Source organism: Sandaracinaceae bacterium, assembly GCA_020633055.1.
Classification (GTDB): Bacteria; Myxococcota_A; Polyangia; order Polyangiales; family Houyiibacteriaceae; genus JADJJE01.
Genome location: JACKEJ010000016.1, coordinates 148,492 through 160,434, shown reverse-complemented (window position 1 = coordinate 160,434; position 11,943 = coordinate 148,492). Strand labels below are relative to the sequence as shown.

Sequence of the window (11,943 nt, the reverse complement as noted above, 5' to 3'; positions counted from 1 at the left end):
GTTCGATGGGGCATCGTAGGCCGGGAGAAGCGTCTTCCCGCGCGTGGCGGTAGTTCGACAGTCGACACGCGGGTGGGTAGTGTCAGGGCGACCATGGCATCGGACAACCCCACCCGGCGCGGCCTCACTCGTGAGGACCTGGCGGAGACGCTCGCGCTCCCCGCCACCGGGATGTTCGAGCCGGACGCCACCATCCGGCCCGTGGGGCTGCGGCGCTCCGACCGCCCCGTGGCGGGGCCGCGCCACAAGTCGAAGCGTGTGCCTTTCGAGGGCACGGGCGCGACGCTGCGGCTGACCGAACCCCTCGCCGAGGGCGGCATGGGCATCATCTCGCTAGGCGAGCAAGGCGCGTTGCGTCGCGAGGTGGCGGTCAAGACGCTCAAGCCCGAGCTGCGCGACCCGGACTCCATCGACCGGCTGCTCACCGAGGCCCGCATCACGGGCGTGGTCGAGCACCCCAACATCGTGCCCATCTACGCGCTGCAGGCGGACGACGAGGGCACGCCGCTGATGGTCATGAAGCGCATCCACGGCGTGTCGTGGCGCGCGATGCTGCGCAACGACAACCACCCGGGCTTCCCGGCCGAGGCGCAGGATCGCTTGGCGTGGCACCTGCGGGTGCTCATGGACGTGTGCGATGCGGTGCACTACGCGCACAGCCGCGGCATCCTGCACTTGGACCTGAAGCCCGACAACGTCATGATCGGTGGCTTCCGCGACGTGTATCTCGTCGACTGGGGGGTGGCGGTGAGCACGCGCGACCACCACCGCGGTTGGCTGCCCATGGCCGACGAAGTGGCCGAGGTGGTCGGGACGCCCAGCTACATGGCCCCAGAGATGGTGGACCGCCGCAGCTCCGTGCTGGACGAGCGCACCGACGTCTACCTGCTGGGTGCGGTGCTGCACGAGATCCTCACGGGACGCCCGCCGCACCAAGGAGGGAGCGTGCGCGACGTGCTCTACGCCGCCTACGAAGCACGGGCGCCCCGGTTCGGCCCCGAAGTGCCTGCTGAGCTGGCCGCGATCGCGGCGCGTGCCCTCGAGCCACGGGCGGAGCTCCGCTTCGACAGCGCCGAGGCCTTCCGGTCGGCCGTGGCGGCGTTCCTCGAACATCGCACGTCTGCGGCTCTGGCCGACGACGCCAAGCTCACCCTTTCGCGCTTGCGCGTGTCCGTGGCCCGCGACCGTCTACGCCAGGAGACGTTCGAGAACGCGCGCGCACCCGTGGATGCTGCCATGCAGCGCGAGGTCATGCGTGAGTTCGTCGAGTGTCGCTTCGGCTTCTCGCGGGCGCTCAAGGAGTGGCCAGACAACGAGCGCGCGCGCGCTGGATTGGTGGAAGCGCTGCTGCTGATGGCGGAGCACCAGCTTTCGCGAGGCGATGCCACCGCTGCGTCCGCGACGCTGCGCGAAGTGGAGACGAGCGATCCGGACGAACGCGCGCTGATCGAGGCTCTCGAGCAGAAGGTGGCGCAGCGGCTCGAGCGGCAGGCGCGCCTCGAGCGCATCGGCTACGACCAGGACCCCAAGTACGGGCGACGAGACAGAGCGCTGTTCGTGTTGATCGTGTCGTTCGTGCTCGGCGTGTTCCCAGTGGGCGGGTTCATCGGCCTGCGCATGGGCTGGTACGAGTACGCGACCTGGCATTCGTTCGCCTTCACCGGCGGGCTCGCCGCGACGCTGATCATCGGCGGCGCGCTGTTCCGGCGCCGCATGATGCCCAACCGGGCAGGGCGGCGCTTCGTCGTGGCCATGGTGGTGCTGTGCCTGCTGACGCTGCTGAACCGGGTCGTGGCGCTGACGCTCGGGCACACGGAGTTTCGCGACGTGGCCCTCGACGTGTTCTTGTTCGGCACGGGCGCGGCCATGGTGGGCACCCTCACGGATCGACGCTTCCTCGCGCTGGCGGTGGCGTTTACCACGTGTGGCTTGCTGATCGCGATGTTCCCGGCGTACGGCATGTTGCTGATCGGGCTCGCGGCCTGGCTCGGGCCCGGATGGACGGCGTGGTCGTGGTTGCGTAGCGCGGCGCGCGAGGACGACGCGGACGACTTGCCACGACGGGGCAACCCTTCCGAGTATCCCGCCGCGCGCAACTCCCGTCGTCCGTGAGCGTGTGCAGCCGGCGAGGCTGGTGCGACGTCCTGAGCGATCGCCAGCGTCACGTCGTTGTGTCAGCCTTGGCTGCGCGTGATCCGCCTGCACTACAGCAACCGCACCGAGGCTCTGTTGGCCCGCTTCGTGGCCCAGCTCCGTGCGCAACGGCGCCGCGCGCACCCCCTCGAGCCGGTCCAGGTCATCGTCCCCAACCGCAACATGGAGGCGTACCTGGAGCGCGGCGTCAGCGAGGCGCTGGGGGTCGCGGCCAACCTGCGCTTCGCGCGGCTAGAGCGGTTCGTCAGCGCCTGGCTGGAGCGCGCGCTGCCCGACGTGCGCATCATGGATCGCGGCGCGTTCGAGAGCTTGCTGCTGGCGCTCCTGCACGACGACGCGCGCCTCGCGAGCGACGCCATGCGTGACGTGCGCGCGTACCTCGACGCCGGCCGGGACGCGGACGCGCGCGACGTGCGGCGGGTGCAGCTGGCGCGTCGGCTGGGGCTACTCTTCGAGGCCTACGGCTTCGCGCGCCCGGAGCTCCTGGACGCATTCATGCGCGGGCAGCTCGGCACACAGCACCCGGACTTCGTGAGCAGCGCGCGTTTCCAAGCGGCCCTGATGGCCGAGCTGGTGGCGCCGGACGCACCCCGCCCGGTGTTCGCGCCGCGCGCCCGCTACGTCCCGCTGATGACGGCGCTGCAGCAGCTCCAGGCCTTGCCCTCCGCGCCCAGCCCGCTCCCCGAGGGCCTGCTCTTCCCCGCGGAGGACTCCCTCCAGCCCACGCTCCACGTCTTCGGGGTCAGCTATGTCGCGCGTGTGTTCCAGTGGCTGTACGCGGCCCTGGGCGACGTGTCCGAGCTGCACCTGTACGTGAACAACCCGTGCATGGAGTTCTGGGAGGACATGCCGAGCGAGTCCGAGCTGCGCGCCGCTCGTAGGCTTCCGTCGCGGCGCGGCCCCCGGGCCAGCCTCGCGGACGGCGTGCCACCCGATGGCCCGTTGGCGCTCCATCAGACCGACGACCCACCGCTGCTGGTGGCCTTTGGGCGGCCGGGGCGCGAGCACGTGCACCTGCTCAACGAGCTCACGGATGCCGACTTCGAGCCCTGCTTCGTGGATCCCACCGCGGGCGCCCACGCCGCGGGGCGCGTGCCCACCGTCCTCGAGGCGCTGCAGCGCGACATCCTGCTGCGCGCCCCGGTCGCGCAGGGGCCGGAGGAAGGGCGGGGCCAGCCGGACCGCTCGCTGCGCTTCAACGCCTGCCCGAGCGTGCGGCGCGAGGTCGAGGTCATGGCCGAGGAGGTCTGGCGCGCCGTCCGCGCCGCGAGCACCACCGACGCGCCCATCGGCTTCCACGACATCGCCGTCCTGCTCCCCAACGAAGCGCGCCACGAGTACCTCCCGCACATCGAGGCGGTCTTCTCGGAGGCTCACCGCATCCCCTACTCGGTGGTGGACCTGGCGCTGGCCAACACCAGCCGCGTGGTGGACGCCTGCCTGGCCCTGGTGGAGCTGCCCCTCGGTCGCTTCGCCCGCCCAGAGCTGATGGCGCTGCTCACGCACCCCAACCTGCTCGCCCACCTCCCGGAGGCCACCAGCGAACAGGTGCGCGCGCTGGTGCAGCAGCTGGGCATCTTCTACGGCCTGGACCGGTCCGACCTGGCGGGGACCTACGTGGACGATGATCGGCTCAACTGGGAGCAGGGGCTGCTGCGCGTGGCGCTGGGTGAGTTCATGAGCGTGGAGCCCGCCGCCACCGACGACGCACCGCTGCCCCCCGAAGGTCTCACGCTGGGCGACTCCACCTACCTGCCCGCCGCGGCCGACCCGACCTGGGCCAGGGCTTTTTCGCTCTTGCTGCGCGGGCTGATCGCCGACGCGCGCTTCGCGCGGGCCCAGGCGCGACCGCTGCGGGAGTGGGCCTCGTTCTTCGCCGGCGTGTGGGAGGGCTACGTCCTTCCATCGAACGAGGCGGAGCAGAGCGAGCTGCGCAGCTGTCTCGCGGTGGCCCGTGGCCTCTTGGAGCGCGACGTCCGTGGGCTGCCCGTGTCGTATCGGGTCGCGTCCATGCTGGTGACCGAGTCGCTCTCGGCCTTGAGCGCCGCGCGCGGCGACTACCTCGCGGACGGCGTGGTGGTTTCGTCGTTCCTGCCCATGCGCGCCATCCCCTTTCGGCACACCTTCGTGCTGGGCCTGGGCGAGGGGGCCTTCCCGGCGCGTGACGTGCACGACACGTTGGACCTGCGCCTCGAGAAGCGTCGCGTAGGGGACGTGCGCGCGAGCGAGCGCGACAAGTACATGTTCCTCGAGGTCCTGCTGAGCGCGCGCGACGTGCTGCACCTCTCGTGGGTGTCGCGCGAGCCCTACACGGGGGACCCCATCGCGCCCTCGCCCACCGTCAGGCTGCTCCTGGACACGCTGCGCCGAAGCTACGTGCGCGAGCCCGAGGAGGGCGCGCTGGTCACCACGCATGCGCTCTTTCGACACGAGCCGCTCGACCCGGCGAGCGCCTTCCCGGAGGCGCACATGGAGGCCTGGCTGCGCGCGCTGGGCAAGCTGGGGCGCGCCGCGCAGCGAGCCGAGAGCTCGACGGACGCGCAGCGCGTGGGCGGGCCCCAGCGCGGAGATGCAGGCGGCCAGGCCGAGCGCGGTCGTGACGGCGCGTGTGACGGCGGCGATGGCGCGCGCGGGGGTGATGGTGCGCGTGGGGGTGATGGGCGGCCTGCGGGCGACGACGAGGATCCCAAGGAGGCTACACATGGCGACGCGTCGGCTCTCGAGGACACGCTGCGCGCGCTCGGGGGGCGACTCCCCAAGCCGGTGTTCGAGCGCCTCACGCAGGAGCTGCGCACCATCTCGCTGTCCGAGGGTTGGCACCTGGTCACGTCGGCCGGCGCGTCTCCGAATGGCGCCTCGGCCGGCACCGAAGCCGCGCCACGTCCAGCCACCTCGGGAGCTCGGGCCACGGGCCCCGAGCCCGGCGCGAACGTCACCTCCGTGGAGGACGACGACGAGCGGCCGGTCACGACCCTCTCATTGTCGCGCACCCACCTCGCGCGCTTCTTGAGCGACCCGCAGAGCGGTTGGGCCGAGGCGCTGCTCGGCGTGAGCCGCGACGACGACGGCGAGGGTGAGGAGAGCGTGGAAGACGAGCCCTTCGAGCCTCCCAAGCTCGTCGAGGTGACCGCGCTGCGCGAGGCGTTCTGGGAGGGCACCACACACGGCTCCCTCGAGGCGGCCTACGACCGCACGGTGGGGCGCATGCAGGGGGCAGGGGCGTGGCCGGTCGCCTCCCTGGCCGTCGCCCGGCGGGGCGATGACCTCGCTCTGCTGAGGGCGTGGCACGAGCAGCTCGCCCGGCTGGCCCCCGACGCGCTACCACAGCGCGTGCGCCTGGGTGAGGCGCTCGAGGACGGTGACGTCACGCGCGTGCTGCCCAGCCTGACGCTCGAGCTGGACGACCCCCGCGACGGGCAGCGGCGCCTCCGCGTCCTGGTCCGTGGGCGCACCGAGGCGCTGTTCGGGCAGCGCGGCTCGCTGCAGCTCGAGACCTCCGCCCGACCGGCGGCGGCCCGCGCCCGCGCCCGGCGGGAGGAGCGCGCGGGGCTGCGGGCCTTCCTCGACCACCTGCTGCTCACGGCCAGCGGGGAAGAGGCCCCGCGTCACAGCGTGCACGTGCTGTATCCCGACGAGCCACGCGATGTCGCGCTGGTGCTGGGGGGGCTCTCCCAGGAGACCGCGCGCGCCTACCTGCTCGACCTCGTGCGCGACCTCCTCATGGGACCACACGCGTACTTCGCGCCCCCCACGCCGCTGCTCGAGGCGCTCCCGGAGTGGGGCTCGCGGCCTCCCGACGCGTGGCGAGCCGCGCTCCTGAAGGTGCGGGACGACGCCGGCCAGCGCGCTTATGGGAGCGTCCCTCACGCGGAGGAGTACCCCGTGCCGCCCGTCGACGAGCTGTACGCCATGTACGCGCGCCGCTACGACCTCTATGCGCGCCTCCGCGCGGGGGAGGCCGCGTGAGCCAACCGCGACGCTTCGCGCGCCCGCAGGTGCTGGACGAGCTCCCCCTCGCGTCGCACGCGTGGATCGAGGCCTCCGCAGGGACGGGCAAGACCTATACCCTCGAGCACCTGATCGTGGACCTGATCGTGCGTGCCGGCGCGCGCCTGGACGAGATCGTGGTGCTGACCTTCACCGAGAAGGCGACGCTCGAGATGCGCGAGCGGGTCCGCGAGACCCTGGTGGCGCTGGTCCACGCGGGGCCCGAGGACCCGCGGGTCGATCCGCCCCCGGAGGACAACGCGTGGACCCTGGACGAGGGCGCGATGGAGCGCTTGCGCGAGGCGGTGGAGGGCTTCGAGGCGGCCAGCATCTACACCATCCATGGCTACTGCCAGCGGGTGCTGCAGGAGCACGCGTTCCGGAGTCGCGGGCTGTTCGAGCAGACCCTGGCCGAGTCGCGTCTGCACTTCCAGCGCGCCGTGCGCGCCGTGTTGCGTGAAGCGCTGCGCCCCAGCGATCCGGCCCACGCGGTCCTCCGCGCCGCCCTGCGGGTCGACACGCCCGAGGGCCTGACCGCCACGCTGAACGCGTGGGCCTCCGAGCCGGGAGTGCTGATGCCTCCCGCCTCGCTCGAGCGAGTGCGCGAGCTGGCCGAGGGGTGCGCCGCCCTCCCGCGTAGGCACGCGCTGCTCGCCGCTGCGCGGCAGGAGACGGCCCGCACGCGGGACTCGCTCACCGGCCACCTCGAGGCCCTCCACGCGTGCGCGCAGCAGGTGCTGGGCGCCGAGGACCTGATGGCGGCGGCCGCGGCCATCGCCGCGTGGTGCGAGCGACCCCAAGGCACCAAGACCGCGCTCGACTGGGTGAACGGTCGCCGCGAGAAGAACCCGGCGCTGGCGCACGCGCTCGCGCCGTTCGACGCGCTGCTGGAGAGCATCCCTCACTTCTCCATGCTGGTGGTGCAGACGCTGCTGCCGCGCGTGCTGGCGCGGGCCGACGAGAGCAAGCGCGCCGCGCGCGAGCTGGACTTCGACGACCTGCTCACACGCCTGCGTGACGCGTTACGCGGAGAGGGCGGCGTGGGCCTCACCGCGGCCCTTCGTGCGCAGCACCGCTTCGCCATCATCGACGAGTTCCAGGACACCGACGCCACGCAGTGGGAGATCTTCCGGCGCCTGTTCTTCGACGGGAACGATGACCCGCGGCGCCTGCCCATCGCGCAGCGCCGCGCGCTCTACCTCATCGGTGACCCGAAGCAGGCCATCTACGCCTTCCGGGGCGCGGACGTGCACACCTACCTCGCCGCACGGGACGCGCTCGCGCCGCACGTCACGCGCGTGGTGCTGCGGCACAACTTCCGCAGCACCGACGCCATGATCGGCGCCTACAACGCGGTGTTCGCGCGGGGCTTCTTCACGGGTTCCATCCGCTATGACGCGCCGGTGGACTGTGGAGACCCGCGGCTCCGGGCGCAGCACCTCGATGGCAGCCCCGCGGTGCCGCTCGTGCTGTTGCGCCCCGCTGCGACGAACGGGTCCGACAAGCTCAACGCCTTCGGCGCGCGGGTGGCGCTCGCCGACACCGTGGCCGACGAGATCGAAGCGCTGCTGAGCGAGGGCCCGCGTTCGCTCGTGGTGGGCCGGGACGGAGCGCTGCGGCGGCTCCACCCGGGCGACATCTACGTGCTGGGTCGCAACGGCTCGGACCTCGACGGCGTCCACGACCGGCTGGCAGCGCGCGGGGTGCCGTGCGCCTACTTCAAGCGACACGGTCTGTACCAGACGCGCGAGGCGGAGGACCTCCTGATGGTCTTGCGCGCCGTCGCTGACCCCGGCGACCGCAGCGCGCGGCTCAAGGCCTGGCTGACGCCCTTCTTCGGGCTGTCGCTCGGCGACCTGCGCGGCGACGAAGAGCTGCACGACGATCACCCACTCGTGGCGCGGCTGATGCGCCTGCGCGAGCGCTGCGAGCTGCGCGACTACGCGGGCTTCGCGCACGAGCTGCTGCACACCAGCGGTCTCGCGAGGCGGGAGCTCTTCGCGTCGGAGAGCGCGCGCCAGCTCACGAACTACCAGCACCTGGTGGACGTCCTGCTGGCACGCTCGCACGGCCGGAGGCGCACCGTGGACGAGCTGGTGGTGGACTTCCAGCAGCTCATCGCGCGCCAGGCTGGGCCGCAGGTCTCCGACGACATCGAGCGCGTCGCCACGGACGGGCCCGCCGTACAGCTGCTCACCATGCACAAGTCGAAGGGGCTGGAGGCAGAGGTCGTGTTCGTGCTCGGGGGGCTCGCGAGCTCCGACCGCCCGGGGCCGGGGCCGCGCGTGCGTCACGTGGACGGTCGGCGTGAGGCGTTCATGCGCCCGCTCTCGGCAGGCGTGGAAGCGGACGTCCAACGGGAGCAGCGCGAGGAGGACGAGCGGCTGCTGTACGTCGCGCTCACGCGCGCGCGCTCGCGGTTGTACCTGCCGTACTTCGGGGACGACGGCGGCGCGGGCGGCTACCGGCTGCACCGCAAGGCGGGGTATCAGCCCGTCCAAGGGGCGCTGGAGGCCTTGCTCGACGCGCGGCCCACGTTTCTCACGGTCCGCGCCGCGGTGGCCGGTGGGAGCGCGCTGCAGGACGAGCGGCTCGACGCTGGACCTCCAGCCGTCGCTCCTGCAGCGGCGCCAGGGGCCCCCGCGGTGCGCGCCGAGCGGGCCAACGACCTCCTGCGCGCCGAGCCCGCGGGCGACCTCCTGCTCGCGGGGCCGGCGCCGCTCCCGGCCAGTGAGTTCGTCGCGCTGCGCGAACGGCACCGCGGGCCGCTCGCCACGTCCTACTCTCGCATGGCGGGCGGTGGCTACCGTCGCCTCAGCGAGAGCACACCGCACGAGGAGCTCAAGGCCGACGTGCACGACGCGGGCGCGTCCGCGATGGTGGACCCTCACGAAGGGGCGCCTGCCGCGCTCGACCTGCCGGGCGGGGCTGCCACCGGGCTGTTTCTCCACGAGGCCCTCGAGCGGGTCGACCTGCGCTACGTCGCGCGCGTGGGTGCCCCTGAGGAGATGCTCCACGCGGCCCCGGGCGGCGCCGAGCTGCGCGCCTTGCTCGACAACTGCGCCACGCGCAACGGCGTGGACGTTACGCACGTGCCCACGGCCGCCGAGCTCCTGTACCACGCCCTGCGCCGCCCGCTGCCCACCCGCAGGGCCTCCGTGCCGTTGGTCGACGCGACGCGCGTCGTGCGCGAGATGAGCTTCCAGTTCCCCATCCCCGAGGCGCAGCACCCCAGCCTCACGCAGGGCGGCGAGCTCCCCGCTGGGCTCGGCGACGCGTCGCCGCCGCCGTTTCGTGTGCAGCGGGGGGTCGTGCGGGGCGTCGTGGACGTGGTCTTCGAGCACGAAGGCGCGGTGTACTTCCTCGACTGGAAGAGCGACCGGGTGGCCGGGGGCCTCGAGCTGCTCGCCGAGCACGTACGCGCCCACTACGCGCTGCAGATCAAGCTGTACACCCTGGGCGTGCTGCGCCTGCTCGACGTCTGGGACGCGGACGCGTACGAGCAGCGCTTCGGGGGGCACCTCTACGCGTTCCTCCGTCCCCTCGCGCGAGGCGAAGCCGGGGTGGTGTTCGAGCGACCGTCCTTCGACGACGTGACCCGCTGGGAGCGGGAGCTTCGCGAGACGTCGTTCGCACGCGCCAGTAGCCAGGGGGCGCGCCCATGAGCCTGCATCCGGGAGGTGCGGGTCACGCCCGGTGGGCACGCGCGCACGCGGCTGCTCCGCCCTTCGACGCGCCCTTGCTGCAGGTCTGCGACGCGCTCGAGCTGGACCGCGCGCTCGCGCTGCGCGCCCACGAGCTGAGCGCTCTCCCAGCGGAGCTCGACCCCTCCGCGCGTGACGCCCTCGCGGTGCTGGTCCTCGCGCTGCTCGTGGCGCAGGAGCGCGGCTCGACGCGCCTCGGGATCCACGGGCGAGCCGCCACAGAGCTCTCGGCGCTGCTGGACGAGATGCAGGAGGGAGGCTTGGGGCAGACGCGCGGCGCCCGCGTGCGCGAGCTGGCTGCGCAGGTGGTCGCCGGTCGCGGGGGGGAGGGGGGGGCGTTCGCGCCGGCCGTGGTCGGTCCGGAGAGCTCCGGGCCGCTGGTCGTGGCGGGCGACTACCTGTACGTGCAGCGCCTGTTCGCGATCGAGGGCCGCATCGCCGCCTCGGTGGCTGCGCGCTTGCCACACGAGGGCGGCTCCGACGCGGGGCGCTCGGCCGCGGTGCCGTCCGCCCTCGACGAGGTGCGGCTCGAGCGCGCGCTGCGCGACGTCATCGCGGCGCCTGCGTACGCGGGGGACCGCGCGCTCCGTCTGTCGCGCGAGCAGCTGGGGGCCGTGCGCGTCGCTGCGCAGGCGCCGCTCGCGTTGGTGTCGGGGGGGCCGGGGACGGGCAAGACCAGCATCGTCGTCAGCCTGCTGCGCGTGCTGGTGCGCCTGGGCTACGACCCCGAGACCGACATCGCGCTGTCGGCGCCCACTGGCAAGGCCGCCGACCGCATGCGCAGCTCGGTGTCACAGGCGCTGCGCGCGCTGCGGGCGCCCACCTTCGACGACATGGCCTTGCTGCGCACGCCTCCGCGCAGCCAGACCTTGCACCGGCTGTTGGGCTTCTCGCCGCGCACGGGGCGCTACCGCGCGCACGCGCGCAACCCCCTCGGGGCGCGCGTGGTCATCGTCGACGAGGCCAGCATGATCGACGTCGCCATGATGGACCGCCTGCTGAGGGCCCTCGCACCCAGCACGCGCCTGGTCCTGTTGGGCGACGCCGATCAGCTGCCTTCGGTGGACGCAGGCGCGGTGTTCCGCGACTTGTGCACGCTGCGCGGAGACGCGGTGGTTCGCCTGACGCACAGCTATCGCATGGACGCCAAGGACCCTGCGGGACGCACCATTCTGTCGGTGGCGCGCGCCGTCCACCGCGGCAAGGTCCAGCCGCTGTGGGAGACCGCGTCCGACACGGCCATCGTTCCTCGGGCAAACGCGGGTGCGCTGACCTTCCACGGCTGTGAGTGGGTGCACGCGTCGGGCGCCGACGCGCGCGCGGCGTTCCTCGCGCGCTGGGACGAGCGCTACCTGCGACCGCTGTTGCGCGCGGCGCAGTCGCTCGGTGGCGAGCTGCTGCTCACGCAGGGGCACCCCGACGAGAGCTTCACCCCGTCCCTGCGCGCTCTGTTCGCGCAGCTGGAGGCAGCGCGTCTGCTCGCGCTCACGCGCGCCGGTGCGCTCGGGGTCGAGCGCGTGAACCGCCAGTTCCACGCGCAGCGTTCGCAGGACCCGCGCGCCCGCCTCGCCGTGGGCGAGCCCATCATGGTCCACCAGAACGACTACGTGCGCGGGCTGTTCAACGGAGACACCGGGATCGTGCTCACGGGGCGCTTCGACTTCGAGCGCGCGCCCCGGCGTCTCGCGCTCTTCCGCCGGGACGATGGCTTCGTGGGGTTCCCGTTGGTCGCCATCGAGCCCATCGTCGACCTCGCCTACGCCATCACGGTGCACAAGGCGCAAGGGTCGGAGTTCGACGCCGTGGCCGTGCTGATGCCCGACGTGGACACGCCCCTGCTGACACGCGAGATCCTCTACACGGCCATCACGCGCGCGCGCTCCAGCGTGACCCTGGTGGGCTCGCGCGGGGCCATCGAGACGGCGACCGGGCGTCCCGTCACGCGCTCGAGCGGCCTGCGCGAGCGTGTGCAGGCCGACCTCGCCGGCTGAGCGTGCGGCGCGCCGCTCACTCGCCGTGACGTCCCGTGCGGGATGTCTCGACGTGCCGCGCTGTCTCGAGGTGCTCAAACGCAGCGCGCCCGCCGGGCAGAGCCGAG

4 protein-coding genes are annotated in these 11,943 nt (G+C 72.8%); all 4 read left to right on the top strand.

The annotated features are described in order from the left end of the window. Positions 1-93: 93 nt before the first annotated feature. The gene (locus H6726_31400) at positions 94-2,112 is read left to right on the top strand and encodes a protein kinase (protein ID MCB9662190.1); all 2,019 of its coding nucleotides are present in this window, start codon (positions 94-96) and stop codon (positions 2,110-2,112) included. A 78-nt stretch (positions 2,113-2,190) separates the two neighbouring features. Beyond that, positions 2,191-6,120, top strand: a complete 3,930-nt coding sequence (locus tag H6726_31395; protein MCB9662189.1) for an exodeoxyribonuclease V subunit gamma — start codon at positions 2,191-2,193, stop codon at positions 6,118-6,120. Further along, on the top strand, positions 6,117-9,806 hold the full coding sequence (locus H6726_31390) for a UvrD-helicase domain-containing protein (protein MCB9662188.1): 3,690 nt from the start codon (positions 6,117-6,119) through the stop codon (positions 9,804-9,806). The genes H6726_31395 and H6726_31390 overlap by 4 nt, the downstream gene beginning before the upstream one ends. Then, the gene (recD, locus tag H6726_31385; GenBank protein MCB9662187.1) at positions 9,803-11,836 is read left to right on the top strand and encodes an exodeoxyribonuclease V subunit alpha; all 2,034 of its coding nucleotides are present in this window, start codon (positions 9,803-9,805) and stop codon (positions 11,834-11,836) included. The genes H6726_31390 and recD overlap by 4 nt, the downstream gene beginning before the upstream one ends. The last annotated feature ends 107 nt before the right edge of the window (positions 11,837-11,943 follow it).

What these genes read in the sequence shown, in the direction of transcription:
- recD (MCB9662187.1), top strand. Translation starts at nt 9,803, where the DNA reads ATGAGCCTGCATCCGGGAGGTGCGGGTCACGCCCGGTGGGCACGCGCG.
- H6726_31400 (MCB9662190.1), top strand. Translation starts at nt 94, where the DNA reads ATGGCATCGGACAACCCCACCCGGCGCGGCCTCACTCGTGAGGACCTG.